The 21,210-nt window shown below is 39.6% G+C and carries 22 protein-coding genes; 8 read left to right on the forward strand and 14 right to left on the reverse strand.

Annotated features, from left to right (window positions below; all coding sequences use genetic code 11):
- Positions 1-19 precede the first annotated feature (19 nt).
- Positions 20-958, reverse strand: a complete 939-nt coding sequence (locus ABXT41_RS03710; protein WP_415390181.1) for a LysR substrate-binding domain-containing protein — start codon at positions 956-958, stop codon at positions 20-22.
- Positions 959-1,173: 215 nt separating this feature from the next.
- Here ABXT41_RS03710 and ABXT41_RS03715 point away from each other — a divergent pair, with 215 nt between their 5' ends.
- On the forward strand, positions 1,174-2,769 hold the full coding sequence (locus tag ABXT41_RS03715) for an isocitrate lyase (RefSeq protein ID WP_415390182.1): 1,596 nt from the start codon (positions 1,174-1,176) through the stop codon (positions 2,767-2,769).
- Between the two features lie 79 nt (positions 2,770-2,848).
- Here ABXT41_RS03715 and rraA read toward each other — a convergent pair whose 3' ends face one another.
- Positions 2,849-3,343, reverse strand: coding sequence for a ribonuclease E activity regulator RraA (gene rraA / locus ABXT41_RS03720; protein WP_415390183.1), 495 nt, complete (start codon positions 3,341-3,343; stop codon positions 2,849-2,851).
- A 165-nt stretch (positions 3,344-3,508) separates the two neighbouring features.
- Between rraA and pabB the strand changes: the two genes are divergently transcribed.
- The gene (gene pabB, locus ABXT41_RS03725; protein WP_415390184.1) at positions 3,509-4,897 is read left to right on the forward strand and encodes an aminodeoxychorismate synthase component I; all 1,389 of its coding nucleotides are present in this window, start codon (positions 3,509-3,511) and stop codon (positions 4,895-4,897) included.
- Between the two features lie 22 nt (positions 4,898-4,919).
- Here pabB and thrH read toward each other — a convergent pair whose 3' ends face one another.
- Positions 4,920-5,537: a bifunctional phosphoserine phosphatase/homoserine phosphotransferase ThrH gene (thrH, locus tag ABXT41_RS03730; RefSeq protein WP_415390185.1), complete on the reverse strand. Its 618-nt coding sequence runs from the start codon at positions 5,535-5,537 to the stop codon at positions 4,920-4,922.
- A 214-nt stretch (positions 5,538-5,751) separates the two neighbouring features.
- Here thrH and ABXT41_RS03735 point away from each other — a divergent pair, with 214 nt between their 5' ends.
- The 3 genes from ABXT41_RS03735 (at position 5,752) to ABXT41_RS03745 (ending at position 7,808) form a co-directional block, all read left to right on the forward strand.
- The gene (locus ABXT41_RS03735; RefSeq protein ID WP_415390186.1) at positions 5,752-6,483 is read left to right on the forward strand and encodes a phosphoadenylyl-sulfate reductase; all 732 of its coding nucleotides are present in this window, start codon (positions 5,752-5,754) and stop codon (positions 6,481-6,483) included.
- A gap of 47 nt (positions 6,484-6,530) precedes the next feature.
- Positions 6,531-6,866, forward strand: coding sequence for a hypothetical protein (locus tag ABXT41_RS03740; protein ID WP_415390187.1), 336 nt, complete (start codon positions 6,531-6,533; stop codon positions 6,864-6,866).
- Positions 6,867-7,022: 156 nt separating this feature from the next.
- Positions 7,023-7,808 carry a sulfite exporter TauE/SafE family protein gene (locus tag ABXT41_RS03745; RefSeq protein WP_415390188.1) on the forward strand — a complete coding sequence of 262 codons (786 nt, stop codon included), beginning with the start codon at positions 7,023-7,025 and terminating at the stop codon, positions 7,806-7,808.
- Between the two features lie 10 nt (positions 7,809-7,818).
- Here ABXT41_RS03745 and ABXT41_RS03750 read toward each other — a convergent pair whose 3' ends face one another.
- The 6 genes from ABXT41_RS03750 to ABXT41_RS03775 all read right to left on the reverse strand — a co-directional run bounded on the left by ABXT41_RS03750 (position 7,819) and on the right by ABXT41_RS03775 (position 12,177).
- On the reverse strand, positions 7,819-8,727 hold the full coding sequence (locus tag ABXT41_RS03750) for a 5'-nucleotidase (RefSeq protein WP_415390189.1): 909 nt from the start codon (positions 8,725-8,727) through the stop codon (positions 7,819-7,821).
- Positions 8,728-8,886: 159 nt separating this feature from the next.
- Positions 8,887-9,222: a preprotein translocase subunit YajC gene (yajC, locus tag ABXT41_RS03755; RefSeq protein WP_415390190.1), complete on the reverse strand. Its 336-nt coding sequence runs from the start codon at positions 9,220-9,222 to the stop codon at positions 8,887-8,889.
- A gap of 75 nt (positions 9,223-9,297) precedes the next feature.
- Positions 9,298-9,774 carry a thioredoxin-dependent thiol peroxidase gene (bcp, locus tag ABXT41_RS03760; RefSeq protein ID WP_415390191.1) on the reverse strand — a complete coding sequence of 159 codons (477 nt, stop codon included), beginning with the start codon at positions 9,772-9,774 and terminating at the stop codon, positions 9,298-9,300.
- A 160-nt stretch (positions 9,775-9,934) separates the two neighbouring features.
- A complete protein-coding gene (locus ABXT41_RS03765) occupies positions 9,935-10,915 on the reverse strand; it encodes a malate dehydrogenase (RefSeq protein WP_415390192.1) in 981 nt (326 codons plus the stop codon).
- A 66-nt stretch (positions 10,916-10,981) separates the two neighbouring features.
- Positions 10,982-11,392 (reverse strand): 2-amino-4-hydroxy-6-hydroxymethyldihydropteridine diphosphokinase, encoded by a 411-nt coding sequence (gene folK, locus ABXT41_RS03770; RefSeq protein ID WP_415390193.1) that lies wholly within the window; start codon positions 11,390-11,392, stop codon positions 10,982-10,984.
- A gap of 2 nt (positions 11,393-11,394) precedes the next feature.
- Complete coding sequence (locus tag ABXT41_RS03775) at positions 11,395-12,177, reverse strand: SDR family oxidoreductase (protein ID WP_415390194.1); 783 nt, start codon at positions 12,175-12,177, stop codon at positions 11,395-11,397.
- 205 nt (positions 12,178-12,382) lie between these two features.
- Here ABXT41_RS03775 and ABXT41_RS03780 point away from each other — a divergent pair, with 205 nt between their 5' ends.
- Together ABXT41_RS03780 and xthA are read left to right on the forward strand one after the other, a co-directional pair.
- Entirely contained in the window at positions 12,383-14,512 is a 2,130-nt protein-coding gene (locus ABXT41_RS03780; RefSeq protein ID WP_415390195.1) for a carboxy terminal-processing peptidase, read from the forward strand.
- A gap of 5 nt (positions 14,513-14,517) precedes the next feature.
- Positions 14,518-15,330, forward strand: coding sequence for an exodeoxyribonuclease III (xthA, locus tag ABXT41_RS03785; protein WP_415390196.1), 813 nt, complete (start codon positions 14,518-14,520; stop codon positions 15,328-15,330).
- Here the strand turns inward: xthA and ABXT41_RS03790 are convergent.
- Together ABXT41_RS03790 and ABXT41_RS03795 are read right to left on the reverse strand one after the other, a co-directional pair.
- Positions 15,327-16,271: an FAD-binding protein gene (locus ABXT41_RS03790; RefSeq protein ID WP_415390197.1), complete on the reverse strand. Its 945-nt coding sequence runs from the start codon at positions 16,269-16,271 to the stop codon at positions 15,327-15,329. The genes xthA and ABXT41_RS03790 overlap by 4 nt on opposite strands.
- Entirely contained in the window at positions 16,271-17,026 is a 756-nt protein-coding gene (locus ABXT41_RS03795) for an electron transfer flavoprotein subunit beta/FixA family protein (protein ID WP_415390198.1), read from the reverse strand. The genes ABXT41_RS03790 and ABXT41_RS03795 overlap by 1 nt, the downstream gene beginning before the upstream one ends.
- 265 nt (positions 17,027-17,291) lie before the next feature.
- Here ABXT41_RS03795 and ABXT41_RS03800 point away from each other — a divergent pair, with 265 nt between their 5' ends.
- Positions 17,292-18,926: an electron transfer flavoprotein-ubiquinone oxidoreductase gene (locus tag ABXT41_RS03800; protein WP_415390199.1), complete on the forward strand. Its 1,635-nt coding sequence runs from the start codon at positions 17,292-17,294 to the stop codon at positions 18,924-18,926.
- A 44-nt stretch (positions 18,927-18,970) separates the two neighbouring features.
- On the opposite strand, the gene ABXT41_RS03805 is transcribed toward ABXT41_RS03800, so the two are convergent.
- The 3 genes from ABXT41_RS03805 to ABXT41_RS03815 all read right to left on the reverse strand — a co-directional run bounded on the left by ABXT41_RS03805 (position 18,971) and on the right by ABXT41_RS03815 (position 21,207).
- Positions 18,971-19,612 (reverse strand): TetR/AcrR family transcriptional regulator, encoded by a 642-nt coding sequence (locus ABXT41_RS03805; protein WP_415390200.1) that lies wholly within the window; start codon positions 19,610-19,612, stop codon positions 18,971-18,973.
- A gap of 96 nt (positions 19,613-19,708) precedes the next feature.
- Positions 19,709-19,972, reverse strand: coding sequence for a hypothetical protein (locus ABXT41_RS03810; protein ID WP_415390201.1), 264 nt, complete (start codon positions 19,970-19,972; stop codon positions 19,709-19,711).
- Positions 19,973-20,046: 74 nt separating this feature from the next.
- Positions 20,047-21,207, reverse strand: a complete 1,161-nt coding sequence (locus ABXT41_RS03815) for an MFS transporter (RefSeq protein ID WP_415390202.1) — start codon at positions 21,205-21,207, stop codon at positions 20,047-20,049.
- Positions 21,208-21,210: the final 3 nt, after the last annotated feature.

Consider the following 21,210-nt stretch of genomic DNA (forward strand, 5'->3'; position numbering starts at 1 on the left):
TTACATAGCAATATAAAAATTAATCTAGTTTTTTTGCAACATCAGCAATCAATCGGCGTATCCACTGATGCGCTGGATTATGCTGTACTAGAGGACTCCAAGCCATTTTTAACTCTATCTCAGGAATCGAGAAAGGTGGATCAAAAATTACGACATTCGGGTTATCTGCAAGCAGTCTGGCGGCTTTTGTAGGAAGAGTCACAATAAGGTCACGCAGCTCTGCTAAACGCATTGCAGCTTGATAGTGTCTTGTAAATACTCGTATTCGTCTTTGTTTTCCTATGCTGAAGAGAGCTTCATCGACCCACCCAAGAGTTTTTGTAGCACCCGGCTCCATGCCCACACCGACACCCATGCCTGTTTTGTTTACCCAGACATGTCCAGAATCTAAATAAGAATCCAGATTAAAATTATTTACTATTGGATTGTGGTGGCTCAAGAGGCATGAAAAAGTATCTCGCCATACTGTCATCTGATGAAAGGATTGCGGCAAAACATCGAATCTATTGATAACAAGATCAACTGTCCCCTGCTCTACATCCTGATAGCTGATATCGCTCGGCGTCAATACATCTAGAGTAATATTCGGGGCCTCCGAGCGAAGTCTTCGCATCAAATGAGGCAATAAAGTAGATTCAGTATAGTCGCTAACAGAGATCCTAAAGACTCTGTCAGCTGCGGCTGCATCAAACTCCTGACTTGGCTCTACAGCTTTCTCAACAGAAGCAAGAACATCTCGTACCATTGGTTGCAACATCTCTGCTCTTTCTGTTGGCTTCATACCATCACTTGTTCTCACCAACAAAGGATCGCCAAACAGGTCGCGTAAACGCCTAAGTCCATTACTCATAGCCGGTTGGCTGATACCTAAACTTTCTGCCGCCCGGGTTACATTTCTTTCTTTAAGGAGCACATCCAAAAAAACTAATAAATTTAAATCTATATTACGCATAGTCATATGTATTCATACCATAATGTTTATGTATATTCATTTAGTAAATACTTAATTTAACATCCATACAATACATAAATAATAGTCTTATTGCCACATATAAACATTCATGTAAAAAATACTCATAATAATTATCATATAGTGTATAAATAATAGGTCGATCGGTATAATTTATGAAATATTAATCATAATTCTAATTCTTCTAAGACCAAGGATCTCAAATGTCGAACTACACTAAAAATATTGATGCTGTTGAATCGTTACGAAAAAGTAATGGAAGTGGATGGAGCGCAATTAATCCAGAGTCAGTTGCTAGGATGCGCGCCCAAAACGAATTCAAAACCGGTCTGGATATTGCAAAATATACAGCAGATATAATGCGTAAGGATATGGCTGCCTACGATGCAGATTCCTCCAAATACACTCAATCACTAGGCTGTTGGCATGGCTTTATCGGTCAGCAAAAAATGATCTCCATCAAAAAACACTTTGCTGGAAACACAGATCGTCGTTATTTATATCTGTCTGGGTGGATGGTTGCTGCTCTTCGATCAGAGTTTGGTCCCCTTCCCGATCAATCAATGCATGAAAAAACATCGGTAGCCAGTCTAATTGAAGAACTCTATACCTTCTTGCGTCAAGCCGATGCGCGTGAACTTGGTGGACTATTCCGTCAACTTGATGCTGCGCGGAATACTGACAATTCAGCCTTAGTTAAAGATATACAAGAGCAGGTCAATACGCATAGAACACACGTTGTTCCTGTTATTGCTGATATCGATGCTGGCTTTGGAAATGCTGAAGCTACGTATCTGATGGCAAAACAAATGATTGAAGCTGGGGCTTGCTGTATTCAGATTGAAAATCAGGTTTCTGACGAAAAACAATGCGGTCACCAAGACGGCAAAGTAACTGTTCCTCATGAGGACTTTCTTGCCAAAATACGTGCTGTGCGTTATGCATTCTTAGAGCTTGGGGTGGACAACGGAGTTATTGTTGCTCGCACTGACTCCTTGGGTGCTGGTCTAACTAAACAAATTGCTGTAACAAAAGAGCCTGGAGATTTAGGCGATCAATACAATTCCTTTCTTGACTGCGAAGAAGTTTCTTTAAACTCAATGAAAAATGGTGATGTTATCCTCAATAGAGGTGGGAAGCTTTTGCGCCCTAAACGCCTTCCGTCTAATCTATTTCAGTTTAAAGAAGGAACAGGAGAGGCTCGCTGTGTACTAGACTGCATAAACTCTCTGCAAAATGGTGCAGACCTAATATGGATTGAAACTGAGAAGCCTCATATTGCTCAAATTGGCGCAATGGTCAACGCCATTAGAGAACAAGTCCCAGATGCAAAGCTTGTTTATAACAACAGTCCATCATTTAATTGGACATTAAATTTCCGTCAACAAATATACGATCTATGGCTATCTGAAGGTAAGGACATTTCATCATACAATCGCGATGATCTTATGAGCATTAATTACGATGAAACCGTGTTAGCTGCAGAAGCAGATGAAAGAATACGTACATTTCAGGCAGATGCGGCAAGAGAAGCGGGCATTTTCCATCATTTGATCACTCTGCCGACGTATCATACAGCAGCGCTTTCTACTGATAATCTAGCAAAAGATTATTTTGGAGACCAGGGCATGCTAGGTTATGTCGCTGGAGTGCAGCGAAAAGAGATACGCCAAGGCATTGCGTGCGTCAAGCATCAAAATATGGCTGGATCTGATATGGGTGATGACCATAAAGAATATTTTGCTGGTGAGGCTGCACTGAAAGCCTCAGGCAAAGACAACACTATGAATCAATTTTAATTTATTCATAGTGTAGCCACATAAGAACAATAAAAAGGCTGCGCAAGCAGCCTTTTTATTGTTTTTGGTTAACTTTTAGTTATTCGGTCGCACTAGAAGATAGCGGTGTCGAGGATACAATAATGCCATTATTGTCAGCATAGACATATGCGCCAGGACTAAATGTTACACCCCCAAATGTTATAGGAATATTTAGATCGCCAATACCACGTTTTTCAGTTTTTACTGGAATATTACCTATTGCCTGAATACCCAGATCCATTGTAACCAAAGCGTCTACATCACGGACGCATCCATAGATTATCATACCTTCCCATCCATTCCTGCATGCATCACCTGCAATCAAGTCCCCTAGTAATGCTCGACGCAATGAGCCTCCCCCATCAACAATTAAAACTTTTCCATGACCCGATTTCCCCGCATTTTCTTTAACTAGTGAATTATCTTCATAGCATTTTATTGTAACAATTTCTCCGCCAAAAGAATCTCTGCCACCATAACTAGTCATCATGGGTTCTAAAACATCTATTAGCTCAAAGTATTCATCACACAGATTGGGGGTTGAATAGTTCATATGCTCTCCTAAGGTCAAAAACACTGCCTTCTGCCAAGAAGTGTTTTTATTATTCTTTAATTTGCATAGTCTATTTTTTACTTTCTGTGGCCTTCTGTAAAGACCAAGAGTCATAAAGCCTCATCATGATTGAAATTAAAAAGAAGTAACGTAAACTACTGCATCATGCAGAACGTTGAAATCATTAATCTCCCCTACCAGCAAAGCGCTGAAGATCTTTTTGCATCAATTCGTCACTTGCCGGATGCCATATGGTTAGATGCAGGAAGGCCCGCCTATTCAAGCAGTCAGTTTGATATCATCACTGCGAGCCCATCAGTAGTTTTGGAAACAAGAGGGAAAGAAACTCAAATCATTACAACCCAAAGCACAACCATCTCCAGTGAAAATCCCTTTGATTTGTGTGAGCAGTTATTTTTATCGCTAAAAAAGACAGGGCTGCATTATGACGACTATCCGTTTATAGGCGGTCTGGCAGGTTATTTTGGTTATGATCTAGACCAACCTATGCGAGATCAACCACCGAAACTCGACAGTCTTCCGGATATGAGGATTGGTCACTATCAATGGGCTTTAGTTCTAGACCATTTTTCTAAAAAATCTTGGCTATTTTTTAATGCTGATTGTTTGTCGTCATTAAGAAAAGAAGTAATAAAATGCATTAACAATAAATCACAAGATATTTATAAAAAAGAAAAAAATATTTATAGAAATTTTATATCGACCACCAAGAAAGATTGCTACATGTCTGCTATTGCCAAAGTAAAAAACTATATTCTTGCTGGGGACTGCTATCAGGTTAACTACGCCCAACACTTTTCTGCAGAATTCAAAGCAGACAACTGGGAGCTCTACAAAGAATTACGCAGAAGCCTTCCGGCACCATACAGCTGTTACTATCAATTAGGAGACTCAAAACAAGCAATCCTGAGCTTCTCGCCAGAGCGCTTTATAAAATTAGATGGAAATAAAGTGGAAACTAAGCCCATCAAAGGTACGATCAGTCGTGGGGTCACAGAAGAAGATGACATTCTTCAGATCACAAAACTTATTAATAGCAAAAAAGACAAAGCTGAAAATCTAATGATTGTAGATCTATTGCGAAACGATCTAGGAAAATCTTGTATTCCTGGCTCAATACAAACGCCGAGATTATTCGAGATCGAGAGCTTTGAAAATGTTCACCATCTGGTAAGTACAATCACAGGCCTTATTCGCAAAAATGAAACACCCATATCCCTACTTCGCCGCTGCTTTCCCGGGGGGTCTATCACGGGAGCACCAAAAAAAAGAGCTATGGAGATAATTGATGAGCTTGAGTCATGCAAGCGATCAGTATACTGCGGAAGCATAGGCTACATAAGCATAACTGGAAAAATGGATACCAGTATTGCCATACGCACCCTTATATCTGACGGAGAACGTCTCCATTGCTGGGGAGGCGGAGGTATAGTTGCAGATTCAAATGCAGCAGACGAATATCAAGAAATATTTGATAAAATCAGCTTGCTGATAAAATCAAATACAATTCAAGAGACTAACAATCGACCATAAGAGTTTACAATTAAAAAACGTCTCACAAATTCAAGTTTCGATTGCTTGCTTTGATAAATTCTTTTTTTAGCGCCTCAAAGTCGTTTACTGCAGGAAATTGAGGAAATTCATCAATTACTTTTTTAGGAGCATGAAACAAAATTCCCACATCTGCTTCAGCTAGCATGGTGGTGTCATTATAAGAATCACCCGCCGCAATAGTGCGGTAGTACATGCTCTTGAAACCTACAATTGCTTGGCGTTTAGGGTTGGCTTGCCGTAACGCATAGCCTGCTACATTATTATTTTCATCAACCTCTAACGTATGACAAAATAATGCTGGAAAATCCAGTTGCCTCATCAACGGTTGTGCAAACTCATAAAAAGTATCTGAAAGAATTACAACCTGAAAGCGCTCGCGCAACCAGTCTACAAAGTCTTTTGCCCCATCAAGCGGGGCCAAAGTTTCAATAACTTCCTGAATTTCAGTCAGACCAAGACCATTTTTTTTCAGGACATCCAACCTATACCTCATCAGCACATCGTAATCAGGCTCATCGCGCGTAGTTCTTTTGAGTTCATTAATACCGGTTTTTTCAGAAAATGCGATCCAAATTTCTGGGATCAACACACCTTCCAGATCCAAACATGCAATCTCCACAAACTATTCCTCAGTTAAGCAGAAAAAAGAAAACCATAATTCGCCACTTTATCCAGTTCAAGGAAGTAGCGCAATAAGATCCTAACAACATTAAAAGATAAAACTGTTATAAAGAAATAATATATTAATCATACATCATCTGATTATTCTTCTTTAGTCCTAGCTCTGGTATCATTTCAACATTATTTATCTTCATAGGATATAAAATAATTCAATGTCAGATCAAATTTTACCAATAGTAGATATAGACCTGCAGCTTTCAGGGCAAGCTCCAGAAGAAATCATGGCCTACGCCTTAAGTAAATTTAAAAATATTGCTATTTCTTTTAGCGGTGCTGAAGATGTAGTCCTGATAGACATGGCTCATAAGATCTCTCCTGGAAAAGTTCAAATTTTTTCTCTTGATACAGGAAGACTCCATCCAGAAACTTATCGATTTTTCGAAAAAGTTAGAGACCACTATTCAGTTAAAATTGACATAGTATTTCCAGATACAATGGCACTAAATAATCTAGTTCGCGAAAAAGGCTTGTTCAGCTTTTATAAAGATGACCACAAAGAATGCTGTGGTATTCGTAAAATAGGTCCATTGCGTAGCAAGCTTCTAACTTTAGATGCCTGGATTACAGGACAAAGGCGCGATCAAAGCCCAGGGACTCGATCTGCTATTCCCGTAATTCAGGATGACATGGCTTTTTCTCGCCCCCAAGAGAAACTAGTGAAATTTAACCCTCTAGCAAACTGGACATCTCAGCAAGTCTGGGCGTATATTCGCCAAAATAATTTGCCCTACAACGAGCTACATGACAAAGGCTTTGTAAGTATTGGATGCGAGCCATGTACTAGGCCTACAGGGCCAGGTCAGCATGAGAGAGAAGGTCGATGGTGGTGGGAGGAAGCAACTGCAAAAGAATGCGGCCTACATGAGGTTAATACAAAAAAATAAAAACCATGTAAATACAACCTGGTAATTTATGGCTCAGGACATACACCATGAAAATCACCTTCGTGAAAAAAATTCAACTAGATGGAAATTTCTGTAAAAAATGCAAGGAAGTACAAGATAAAATTAATGCTGCAGACCAAAATCAGTTCATAGATCAAGTGATAATTGCTGACGAGCGTGACCCCAGCTCACCCGGAATGGTTCTAGCAGCACTATATAGCGCTGATAGAGCACCTTTTTTTATTGTCGAGAAGGAAGGTAGGTCGCCTGAAGTCTATACAATATACTTCAAATTTGTAAAGGAGGTCTTGGGTCAAAAAATTACAGAAGAAGATCAACTTAAAGAAATTCTTAATGATAATCCAGACCTAAATTTTCTTTAAAATCTTCAAGTAATTCAATTTCATCGTGACGATGTCCTAATGAATGCCTTTTAAGAACAACAACCAAAAAAATATAAAAAACTATTACTTTGAAGTAATAGTTATAAATTGGTAAAGTTGCCAGCCTTTCATGTAGATATGGAAACTTAAATACTGATGGATTTTCTACTATACGTAGCTTCAGGTGCTTTTGTTGGACTTGTTATAGGCATGACAGGCGTTGGTGGGGGTTCACTCATGACCCCCCTTCTCATCCTTTTTGGTATACCTTATAACGTAGCTATTGGAACAGATTTACTTTACGCCTCCATCACCAAATCGAGCGGAGTTATTGCGCACGCTCGACAAAAAAGCGTCCAGTGGGATCTCGTTGCATGTTTGGCTGCCGGAAGTATTCCAGCATCAATCATCACCGTTATCCTCCTTAGCAAAGTATTTACCAATGCAGAAGACTATCGACCGCTATTAACCACAAGTCTTGGGGTGATGCTTGTGGTTACCGCTTTAGTCATATTATTCAATCGATTTTTAAAGGATGTGTCTGATAAACCACACGGTGCGGTGGGTTCTTTTTTTCAGAAGCATACAAAAAAGATAACTTTTAGTGTTGGTGTTATTTTAGGAGTTTTTGTGACCCTATCTTCAGTTGGTGCTGGTGCTTTTTGCGCTGCTCTTCTAATGATTTTGTACCCTAAGTTGCCTGCATTACATGTAATAGGAACAGACATTGCTCACGCAGTTCCTTTAACCTTGATAGCAGGACTAAGCCATTTATTCCTGCTGGGTAACGTTGATCTGGTTTTATTGGCAAGCCTGCTAATAGGCTCATTGCCTGCCATTCATCTAGGGACAAAGCTAGCAGCAAAAATTCCCAGCCATGTGCTGCAACCAGTTCTAGCCTCAATTTTGCTGGGAATAGGATTTAAATTCATAATATTTTGATACAAATGAACTAGCTGTTTTCTTCATTAGCAATACCGTGAGGAACATGCCCTGTAGCAACATGAGACTTGGCTGAGTCACAATGTTTTTGCTGGTCGTCGAAAAATACATCTGCGCCATAAGACTTCAGAAATTGACCCTTCTCTAAACCACCAAGAAACAATGACTCATCAATACGAATATCCCAAGCCCTAAGAGTCCTTATTACTCGCTCATGCGCTGGAGCAGATCGAGCAGTAACCAAGGCAGTCCTGATAGGACAGGCTTTCTCTGAAAATTCTGCTTGTAGTGCTTGTAGCGCATAGAGAAAATTCTTAAAAGGGCCGCCATCCATTGGTTGTCTTGCAGATACTTTTTCATTTTTTGTAAAAGCATCAAGCCCATCTTTTTTGTATATTCTCTCTGATGCGTCAGAAAATAACACAGCGTCACCATCAAACGCAAAGCGAATTTCGTCTCCAGGTTTTTCTTTCACGTTAGATGCCATGAGTGTTGCGGCAGCCACTCCGCTACGCAAAGCATTACGGACATCTTCTGCATTGTTTGACAAAAAAAGGTGACATCCAAAAGCTGCTACATAACGATACGGGCTTTCACCCCCGCAAAAAGCTGCACGAGTAATATTCAACTGATGCTGCTGTATGGAGTTAAATACTCGTAAGCCAGAGTCTGCGGAATTTCTAGACAAAAGTATAACTTCTACTCTAGGCTCTCCACCTAGATTTTCATTTATACTTAATAGTTTTTTGACAAGAGGAAAAGCTTCGCCTGGCTCAAGAATTTCATCTTCATGTTCAACTTGATATTTAAAGTAAGCATCAAGGCCGTGTTCTTGATAGACTTTATGACTTTGATCCAAGTTGAACAATGCTCGGGAGGAAATTGCTATTACTAGCTTATCACCAAAATTTACTGGCACTTTATATGCACCCTCGGCTCAATTCTAAAAAAATTCTTCTTCAGAACGACAGAGAAATAGCTGCCAAAAACTACATTCGATCCGAATACTTGTAACCAAAATAGCACTTAAGTAGCTACATATCCACGAAATTAAAGCCGCAAAAGTGACCTTAATTAATTAGATTTTTTTTATGGTGCCCTTTGGAAGCACAGCATGCACCGAAGCTCTTTGAAATTTCAACTCAACGTTATTAGCGGCCTGGATCGTGATATATTCTTCGTCTAGCGAAGATATTTTTCCAAGCAACCCGCTATTCATAACAATTTCATCACCCTTGGTTAATGATGCCGCTAGCTCCTTGTGTTCTTTTGCTCTCTTTTTTTGAGGGCGAATAATGAGAAAATACATAAACGCAAATAAACCAGCGAACATCAAGAGCGTATAAAGAGGGTTCTGTTCTTGCGCTACGGGCACAGGGGCTGCAAGTACAGCATGGAGAAGATCTAGTGACATTGAATTTCCTTAGTTAGTAATTTGGGTTATGTTAAGCCGAGAACTTTAATAACTGCTTGAAAATTTTTGGATCCGTTAAGATAAATTATTTTTTATCCATAATAATACATCCTGGTGATGTGTTTTAGTATTAACTTTATCCATCACTAGTGATATCTTTCCAGTTTTATCAATAATAAATGTTTTTCTTAGAACTCCCATGTACTCTCGACCCATAAATTTCTTCATGTCCCAGCATCCATAAGACTCAGTCACAACATGATCTTCATCTGACAACAGATTAAAATTTAACCCCTGCTTCTCCTCAAAGCGCGCAAGTCTTGCGAACGCGTCAGGGCTAATGCCTAGCACTACAGTATCAAAATCATGGAATTCAGATGCGCTATCTCTTATCCCGCATGCCTGAACAGTACACCCTGGTGTCATTGCTTTTGGATAAAAATATAAGACAACATTTTTTTTTCCATTAAATTCAGCAAGTGAGACACTTTCGCCGCACTGATTTAGCAGTTCAAAGCTTGGCGCCTGCTCTTCTACTCTTGGGGAATTCATGCGCCCACCTCTTCTATAGATTGGTTTTTAAAGCTTTTTTATCTTAACGGTTATCCAAAAAAATTCATGCAATATTTTATATGCTTAACCAGCGATAATTAAAATAAAATTTATTTATTGATTAAAAAAAGCGCCCTATTTGGCGCTTTTAAAAAAAATGTTACGGCAACAAGTGTTTAACTCCATCTCTTTCTTCAATCAATTCCTGCTCAGTAGCAGTCATTTTTGATCGTGAAAACTCGTTAATTTCTAGCCCTTGAACAATTTTCCAGTCGCCATTTTTGCAAATACAAGGAAAGGAGTATATGAGTCCTTCAGTAATACCATAACTTCCGTCACTAAATACACCCATACTTACCCAATCATCAGCTGGCGTCCCAAGCGCCCAATCACGCATATGATCTATTGCAGCGTTGGCAGCAGAGGCTGCAGAGGAGGCGCCTCGTGCCTTAATTATAGCCGCCCCTCGTTGTTGCACAGTTGGGATAAAATCTTCCTCATACCATGCGTGATCAACAAGGTTCATAGCCGTTTCACCCGAAATTTTAACTTGATGAAGGTCTGGATACTGAGTAGCAGAATGATTGCCCCAAACTAGCATACTGGTAACATCGTTAATCGTCTTACCTGTTTTTTGTGCAATTTGTGTTTTAGCTCGATTGTGATCAAGTCTCATCATAGCTGTGAATTGTCGTGGATCAATATTGGGAGCATTTCTTTGTGCAATCAAGGCATTGGTATTTGCAGGATTACCAACAACTAATATCTTAATATCTTTTGAAGCATTATCATTAATAGCCTTACCTTGCACAGAAAATATAGCCGCATTTGCTTCAAGCAGATCTTTTCTTTCCATTCCTGGGCCGCGAGGACGAGCGCCCACCAGTAATGCATAATCTGCATCTTTGAAAGCAACATTAGGATCATCTGTACACACCATACCTTCGAGCTGAGGAAAAGCGCAATCATCTAATTCCATAGCTACACCTTTTAAAGCTTCTAAGGCTGGGGTTATTTCCAGCATTTGCAAAATTACAGGCTGATTCTCACCAAGCATTTGCCCAGATGCAATTCGGAAAAGCAAAGAATAACTAATTTGACCAGCGGCTCCAGTAACAGCTACACGAACAGGTACCTTCACAATATTTCTCCATTTCTAATTAGAATAATAATGATGCGCATTATAAGGAAATACTAAAAAATTTCACTAAATTTTTATATCAATGCGCTCAAACTCAATGACTTGATTTACTGGAATAGAGACATAATCGTAACTGTAGTAGTCATCCGTCAAAAGCCTGCCATTCCATACAATAATATCCAAATCAATTGTTCTTGGTCCGGCTTTATTTAAGCCTCTCTCGCGACCCATACGATCTTCTATATCTTTTAAGTATGCATTAAACTCTTCATAATCGAGGGATGTAACAACCAAGAATGCTGTATTAAGAAAATTAGGCTGCTCCAAATACCCAACAGGGTCAGTCTCAATAATGTCAGCAGAATAAATAAATTTTTCCTCTTTAGATAAAATATTTTGTGATTTTTTAATATTTGACAAGGGGTTGATATTCGATCCCACTGAAATAACCACCTGGTTGAGTTTATTTAACGTCATTTTTACAATTCTTCTTTTTTATTAAACTGCTCTGCATTTAAACCTTGGTGATTGATACCCTCTCCTCCATCGACCGTAAGAATTTGCCCTGTCACAAATTCATTTGCCAGCAGATAGTTCATTGCCCTTAAAAGATGATCAGCTTTGCCTTGCATCTTTAGAGGTATTCCTTCAATCCTCCATGCCAGATAATCAGAGGTTCTCTCGCTTCCGGGTAAAATAACTCCTGGAGCTATAGCATTTACACGAACATGCGGCGCATATTCAATAGCGGCAAGGCGAGTGAACTCAGCAAGGGATTTTTTTGAAAGAAGGTATGCGGCATAACTGTACTGCTGAAAAGAGACTTTGTTGTCTAAAATATTGATAACGACGCCGCTAGGGTCGGGTCTGAGAGCGCAGCCCTTCGCAAAAGCCTGGGTGAGAAGGAAAGGTGCAAAAAAATTGACTGTAAACTGTTTTTGCAACATCCCAATATCTGTATTACTGATTGTTGCCGCATCGTAAACTGAAGCACTATTAATTAAGACAGTTAAATTTGGATAGGATTCCAGTACGTTGTTTATAAGCTCCCCAGGATTAGGCTCAGACAAGTCTGCCTGAAAGGTAGTGCATGCAACACCTAGGCTCTCAATATTTTTTACAGCTAAATCTGCGGCAGCAGCAGAGCCGTTATAATGCAAAGCAACATCATAGCCCGCTTGAGCTAAAGAATTTGCAAAAGCCAAGCCTAGTCTGGTGGCGCCACCGGTAACCAATGCTGCTGGACGTATAGTGTTGTTCATCTTGGATATAGCCTAGTTGTGGATATTTTATGCAAGCATATCTCTATTTCAGCGATATTGCAGTCCCTGTATTGCAGTATTTGACCTACTAATTTTTTTAGACTGCCTAAGCAATCCTGTAAATTTAAATTTTTAAGAGGCTTATATCCAGTCAATTTTGATACACTAGGATATAAACCCGCCCATAAAACAAAATGGAGGCCTAATGTTTTTTTTACTACGGCTAGCTGTAATTATCCAAGCAACGTGGCTCAGCCCTCTCTCGACAGCTGAGAGTATCGCTCAAGTCGATAAGGACAGTATTACCTTTAGCTCCAATCAGGCCGAAACAACCGTTGATATTATAAAAAAACTGACAACTCAACACTTTCAGAAACAACCCATAGATGACGCCCTTTCACAAAATTTATTAACCCAATACCTTGGGCTCTTAGATCCCACAAAAAGCTATTTCCTTCAAGAAGACATAAACGAATTTCAGAAATGGAAATTTAAGTTAGATGACCTACTAAAATCTGGGGATCTGAGTCCTGGATTTTTTATATATAAACGTTATCAGCAAAGAGCATCGAAACGACTTCAAGAAAATATCGCCCTGCTTGAGAGCGGGTTTATATTTGATCTAAATAAAGATGAGTCTTTATCCATCGATACAGAAGCTAATAAATGGCAAGATTCCACAAAGGACTCCGATAATTACTGGCGCAAAAAAACCAAGGAAGCATATCTTCGGCTAAAACTAAACGACAAAGATCCGGAAGAAGTTAGAAAACTTCTTATAAAACGATACACTAATCTTAAAAAACGCATCCATCAAAGTGATAGTGAAGATGTTTTTCAGCTCTATATGAACGCGCTAACTGGTCTTTTTGATCCGCATACATCTTATTTATCCCCGAGATCGATGAAGAATTTTCGAATCTCGCTATCTCTATCACTAACAGGTATTGGAGCTGTTCTTGAGTTAGATGGAGAGCACACAACCATTGTAAGCGTTATTAAAGGCGGTCCCGCTGACAAACAAGGCATTCTTAAGACTGGTGATAAAATTGTTGCTGTAGCACAAAAAAAACAAGACTTTATTGATGTAGTTGGCTGGCGACTTGATGATGTTGTTGAATTGATCCGAGGAAAGAAAAACAGTCTTGTAAGGCTAGAAATTGTTCCAGCGAAAGGCAGCATAACAGGTGCTAATCAAAAAATTGAGATCGTGAGAGATAAAATACAACTTGAAGAACAAGCAGCGAAATCCGAAATAATTGAAGTTCCTACAACTGTAGATGGGAATAATCATATCTATAAAATTGGTGTAATTGAGATCCCTACTTTTTATCTCGACGTGGATGCGCTTCACAGCAATGACCCTGATTTTAAAAGCACAACTAAAGATGTTGTGCGGCTCATCAATGAACTACATACAGAAAAAAATGTAGATGGCTTCATTCTTGACTTAAGAAATAATGGTGGAGGATTCCTTCAAGAGGCAACAATGTTAACTGATTTATTTATTGGCAAAGGTCCTATTGTCCAGGTAAAGAACGCTAACAATGTTACTTCCCGGGCTCACCAGTCAAGGTCTAGTATTTATTACAATGGACCTTTATTGGTTTTAATCAATCGGTTGAGTGCGTCAGCTTCTGAAATTTTTGCTGGAGCAATACAAGACTACAACAGAGGACTTATTGTCGGCTCTAAAAGTTACGGCAAAGGGACAGTTCAAATCCAGCTACCCTTAAAAGAAGGTCAAATAAAGCTCACTGAGTCTAAATTTTATCGTGTTTCTGGCGAAAGTACTCAACTTCTCGGCATCATTCCAGATATTGAACTACCCTCTCCCTATGATATCGAAAGAGTCGGAGAGAGCGCTCTAAAAAATGCTTTGCCTTGGGATACCATTGCTCCAGCAAAGCATAGCATTTATTGGAGCGCTCTCTTAAAAAATCCTCCAATAGACATTTTGCGACGCTCGCACCACAAAAGACTCCTAGAGGACCCTGATCTAGTTTACCTAAAAGAAGAACTCAGTCTCATAAAAGAACGCTCATCGATCAAGGAGCTTTCCTTGAATGAAAAGAAACGGAAAATGCAATCACAGGAATATGACAACAATTTGCTAGCAATAGAAAATAAGAGGCGCAAAGCCAAAAAACAGAAAAATTATGTATCTATAGAAGAGTGGCGCTCTGAAAAAAATGCAAGCAAGGATAAAAACAAAGATGAGGATCAACGCCCTTTGTCAGAGAAAGATTTAATACTCTATGAGGCTGGTAATATTTTTGCAGATTATTTGAATCACATATTTTTATCTTCAGAAAAGCAAGCAAGAGCACGTTAATAAATATGAAAATTATGTCTTTTAATGCCAATGGGCTTAGGGCCAGAATAAGTCAGCTAAAATCTATTATCAGTAACCATGAGCCAGACATTATTGGCCTACAAGAAACCAAGGTTTCCAATGAAGAGTTCCCAGTAAAAGATATACAAGAATTAGGCTATGACGTCACTTTTCACGGACAAAAAGGTCACTATGGCGTAGCGCTCCTCTATCGATTGCCAATAATTAATAGCGATAAGGGGTTCCCACATGATAACAATGAAAATCAAAAACGTTTAATCACTGGAGAATTTAATTTTCAAAACAAGAAAATAAGCATTTTGAATGGATATTTTCCTCAAGGAGAGTCCCGCTCGCATAATAAAAAATTTCCATATAAACAAAAATTCTATTCCGATCTCGCAGATCATCTTGCGTTCAAATACAACCCCAACGATCTCTTGCTTGTTATGGGTGACATGAATGTGGCGCCAATGGATTTAGATATCGGTATAGGGGATGAAAATAAAAAACGTTGGCTGCGCACGGGGAAGTGTTGCTTTCTTCCTGAAGAAAGGAAGTGGCTGCAAAGGTTAGAAAAATGGGGGCTAACCGACACCTATCAACATTTCCACCCAAAAGAAATCAACAGGTATAGTTGGTTTGATTATCGCAGTCGCGGATTTGAAATGGAGCCTAAGCGCGGATTGAGAATTGATTTAATTTTAACTTCCAAATCACTAACTAACATGATATCTAGCGTAGGAATTGATCACACAGCAAGAGGGATGGACAAGCCATCAGATCATTGCCCGGTCTGGATTTCACTAAAGATCTAGCTTGTATATTCTGATAACTTGCCATCAATCTCTGGCATCACATCAAACAAGTCTGCTACCAAACCATAATCTGCAACCTGAAAAATAGGAGCATCGGGATCTTTGTTGATCGCAACAATGACCTTACTGTCTTTCATCCCCGCCAAATGTTGGATAGCACCAGAAATTCCTACAGCAATATAAAGCTCTGGAGCAACAATTTTTCCGGTCTGACCAACCTGCATATCATTAGGAACAAAGCCTGCATCGACTGCAGCCCTTGATGCTCCAACTGCAGCTCCTAGCTTATCAGCAATTTTTTCCAGCAAACCAAAGTTCTCGCTACTTCCCATCCCTCGACCACCAGAAATAACAATTTTTGCTGACGTTAACTCTGGTCTTTCAGAAATAGCCAAGTCATTCCTAATAAACTCTGATTTCTCGAAATCATGAATACTGTTAAGAGTTTCAACTGCAGCAGAACCGCCTTCAGAAGCAGCAATGTTAAAAGCTGTTGTCCTAATTGTCATTAACTTAATTACGTCGTTACTTTTGACTGTTGCAATGATATTTCCTGCATATATAGGACGTCTAAAGATATCTTCAGCCTCAACAGTTATGACATCAGAAATTGACTGTACGTCAATCAATGCAGCCGCGCGAGGAATAATATTTTTTCCTGTAGTTGTCGAAGACATTAATACATGCGAATACTCAGGTGCGATTTCTGCGATTAATGGAGCAACGTTCTCTGCAAGTTGATTAGCATAGACTTTATTATCTGCAAGTCGAACCCTTTTGATTCCTGGGACCCTTGAAGTCTCGGTAGCAACTGTCTCACAACCAAAACCAGCCACTAAGATATCAATACTATCGCCTAGAACTTGAGCTGCAGCAACAGCATTAAGTGTTGCTGTCTTTAAGTTCCTATTGTCATGCTCTGCAATAACTAGTATGGCCATTATATAACCTTCGCTTCATTTTTTAATTTATCTAGTAATTCATCCACGCTGCCTACTTTAACTCCTTCAGGGCGGCCTACGGGGGCACTAACGCTCACAATAGAAACACGCGAAGTGATATCAACACCTAGTTCTTCTGCTGTTATTTCACGAATAGGCTTCTGCTTCGCTTTCATTATATTTGGAAGAGAGGCATATCTCGGTACATTTAATCTAAGATCTGTAGTCACAATAGCAGGCAAGGCAAGCTTAATTGTTTGAAGGCCACCATCAATTTCTCGAGTCACAAAAACACTACCATTATCGATAACCACCTCAGAGGCAAATGTTCCTTGCGGATATCTCGCCAATGCAGCTAACATTTGTCCTGTTTGATTATTATCGCCATCTATCGACTGTTTCCCCATCAATACAAGATCAGGTTTTTCTTCATCGCAAACGATCTTCAGGCATTTTGCAATCGCTAAGGGTTCGATTTCTATCGTCTCTTCAATCTTAATTAAAATTCCCCTATCTGCACCCATGGCTAATGCAGCACGAACCTGCTCCTGTGCCTTCTGAGGCCCCAAGGATACGACAATAATTTCCGTAACGGCGCCCTTCTCTTTAAGTCGAACAGCTTCCTCTACGGCAATCTCACAAAAAGGATTAATCGACATTTTTAAATTATTAAGATCAACACCTGAACCATCGGAATTGGGTCTAACTTTAACGTTGTAATCTACAGCACGCTTAATAGCAACCAGCACCTTCATGGCAAAATCCTTTGATACCTTTTATAGAGTTGTAACTTCTGCTATACCTCAAAGACTTACTAGTCTTGGGGTGGAATTAAAAATATACTTTACATGGTATTTTAAATCAATTTCTTGTTTATAGGGATACAAAATTATCCCTATAATGTTTGATGGCCCCGTAAAAAGTAATATATTAGGATGATCTGGAAGATTTATCTTTGCAAGAGATATCTATCCTTTGCAATAATTCAAATTATCACAGAAAATCATCAAGGAGCGCCCAATGGATCTTGAGTATATGGACTACGATGTGGTTATTGTTGGCGCCGGACCTTCCGGCCTTTCGGCTGCATGCAGATTAAAGCAAATGAATGCGGATATCTCAGTTGTTGTTTTAGAAAAAGGATCAGAAGTAGGCGCTCATATACTTTCCGGTGCTATTTTGGAGCCAACAGCCTTAAATGAACTTTTTCCAGACTGGAAAGACCAAGGGGCACCAGCTAGCACTCCTGTTTCTAAAGATAGCTTGTATTTTCTTACTAAAAATAAAGCAATAAAAATTCCCTCTTTTTTTGCGCCAAAGACTATGTCTAACAAAGGCAACTTCGTTATCAGTTTAGGCAACCTATGTCGCTGGCTGGCGGAGCAAGCGGAAAATTTAGGCGTGGAAATCTTTTCGGGCTTTCCTGCAGCAAGTGTCCTGTACGCCGACAATGGTGCTATTGCGGGCGTTGTTACAGGTGATATGGGAGTTGATGCTAAAAACGAAAAGAAAGCCTCCTATACCCCAGGTATGGAACTTCGAGGAAAATATACTCTTTTCTCAGAGGGCTGCAGAGGGCATCTAGGCAAAGAGATTATTGAAAAGTTTTCCCTGGATGATGCTTGCGATCCACAGCATTACGGTTTGGGAATAAAAGAGCTCTGGTCGATACCACCAGATATCCATCAGCCTGGCCTAGTGCTTCACAGTGCAGGATGGCCGCTGAACGAGAGTGGATCAACTGGTGGTGGTTTTCTATATCATGCTGATAACAATCAAATAGTAGTTGGTCTCATTACTGATCTCTCCTATACCAATCCTTTTGTAAGCCCTTATGATGAATTTCAACGCTACAAGCATCATCCTCTAATATCAAAACATCTAAAGGGCGGAAAAAGAATTTCTTATGGGGCAAAAGCATTAGCAAAAGGCGGCTTACAATCACAACCAAAAATGACCTTTCCTGGCGGAATCCTGATCGGAGACAACGCAGGCACATTAAATAATGCAAAAATAAAAGGCATACACTGTGCAATGAAATCTGGAATGGTGGCAGCAGAAACTATTGCTACAGCAATTCAGACAAATAAAAAGCATACGGATCCTTTAGGTTTCTCGGAAACCTACAAAGATAGCTGGGCTTACAAAGAACTAGAAATGCAGCGTAATTTTGGTCCAGCGCAACACAAATGGGGAAACATGCTTGGCTCTATTTACGCATTCATAGATATCAATGTATTTAACGGCAAGCTACCTTGGACTCTTCGAGACCCAAAAGCTGATCACTCTAAACTAAACACAGCGAGCAAATCGAAGCCTCTTGATTACAAGAGACCTGACAGTATCATTAGTTTTGATAAGCTGTCATCAGTATTTCTTTCCAACACCAACCATGAAGGCAATCAACCCAACCACCTAGTGCTGAAAGATGAGGATTTACCTATATCTTATAATCTTCCTGTTTTTGACGAGCCTGCACAACGGTACTGTCCAGCAGGGGTTTATGAGATATTAACCAACAATGACGGATCTAAGAAATTTCAGATCAACTCGCAGAATTGCATTCATTGCAAAACTTGTGATATCAAGGATCCCTCTCAAAACATAAACTGGGTGACCCCTGAAGGAGGAGGCCCAAATTATCCAAACATGTGAACAATTACTAAGCACAAAGTGAGCCAGTACACCCCAGATGCCAATTAACTTGATGTCTTGCCCATAGTGGTCCCAATCTCAAGAATAAAGCTTAAAAAACTCTCTCTATCATCAGTGTCAAGCTTAAAATTTCCTGCTAGAGATAAATCTACAGCTCCCTGAACCAAGGCAAGATATGAAAAATAATAGTGCGATGAGGGCGCGTCTTGCAACAAACCTTTTTTAATAAGCAGTAGAATTGCTTCATTGATGGAGGCTATATTAGAGCGCCTTAAAGCATAAAATTGAGCCATACTTTTAGCAACCTGAATATCATACTTTAGCTGGTCTTCCAGCTGCTGCATAAGACGATCTAGCCTTGGGTCAGCCAAGCGCATCTTAAGATAAAGCTGTATAGGGGCAAAGGGATCGCTATCAGTCGCCCCCATGCTCAGCTGAAGACTGGCTATAATTTTATTCTCGTAATCAAGCAAGATGCGCATTAATATTTCTGTCTTGGAAATAAAATGCTTATAGATTGTTCCTTTACCGATTCCTGCATGCTTAGCAATCAAAGAAATCGTAATATTAGCTATACCTTGTTTTTTTGCTAATCGTATAGCGCTATTTATGATAGCTTGTTCTCGCGCAAGAAATCTTTTTTTCTTTTCATGAAATTTATGAATATTGATGTCATATTTTGGCATTAAAGTATCACTAAGTAATTATTCAAGAAACATAATTTCCTATACAGCTTACCGCTAAAGTAAAATCTTCAAGGCGCTATCTGTGTTTTTCTTTTTTCAATACGAAGGCAGGTCTGATTGGTTATTTGTAGCTTTTGCATCATCAGCCAAGAACCACCTCCGCCATTGTACTTTTGGTTCACACATATAATATTTTACTTTCATTTTATTAGCCGCCTTATGGCAACCGACAGTAGTCATAAATCCAGCCTGCACCAACGATCGGTGCTCGTCAAAAAAATTCTCTTTGACAAACAAATCATACCTTGGGTACCAGCACACTACAGTCACTACAATTAGAGCTATAAATATATACTTCATTCTAAGTCCTTTCTTATGGCTAAAGAGGCTAATAGTAGTGTTACTAACAGTTATTATTAATAGAGTGCCTTCAATTATTTATCAAGGGTCAATTTTGCATCCCTTAGCCAAAACCATGCAACAAGAAAGGCAATAAAACTCGATAATGCTGCATAATTAAAAGCATAAATCGGCGTCACATCCCAGACAAGACCTCCAGTGTAAGAGCCAATAGCCCCACCAGCGCCATAGCAGCATGAACTATATAACGCTTGAGCCTTTCCTTGGCAGCTTACATCAAAAAATCTGCGGACACACTCCATGCAGGCGGCATGAAAAGCGCCGAAAGTGAATGCATGTAAAACTTGAGCTAAAATTAATAGCCATAATTCGTCAGCATAGTAGCCTATAATTAGCCATCGCAATGTCGCAAAAAATAGGCAGCCCAGCACAATTAATCGCACACCAATATGCAAAAGCAATCTATACATCATCAAGAACACAATGACTTCTGCTGCTACCCCAATAGACCAAATAGCACCAATACCTGCACGACTATATCCGAAAGATTCCAAATAAATACTAAAAAAACTGTAGTACACGCCATGGGAAAGCTGCATCAATAAGCCAACCAAAAGAAATACAACTACAGGGGTTCGTGTTGCTACCGAAATAAACCTATCGCTAGATTTTCTATTGGAGCCAAGCGTAGCATTAGGTACAAATATACTAGATAAAAAGATACCAATCAAAAGCATTAGTCCAACAATAGGTAGTGTATCTATATCATGGGAGTCAAACCAAAATCCACCGCCTAGCACAGAGGCAATAAACCCCACAGAGCCCCATAAACGAATTCGACTATAGGTCTCTGGAGCTTTCTCAAGATAGCTCATGGTAATGACTTCATGTTGAGGAAGAATAGCATTCCAAAAAAAACTGTATCCAATCATCACTAATGCAATCGACCAAAATTTTTGATCGATAAAAATACCGAGAAAACAGAGGCAAGAAAGGAAGGCACCCAGTCGAACAACGGCCGACCTCCTCCCTGTATAATCAGACAGCCATCCCCAAATATTGGGAGCAATCATTTTTGTAGCCATAGGTATAGCCAGTAAAATTCCTATGTCGGTAACACTGAAACCTTTTGAATATAGAAATAATGACCAGTAAGGATGCAGGGCACCCAGTAGGCCAAAAAAACAGAAATAGAAGGCTGATAAGCGCCAATATGGGACTAATAGCTGGGGCATATT

Source organism: Porticoccus sp. Uisw_050_02, from assembly GCF_047729555.1.
Classification (GTDB): domain Bacteria; phylum Pseudomonadota; class Gammaproteobacteria; order Pseudomonadales; family Porticoccaceae; genus Porticoccus.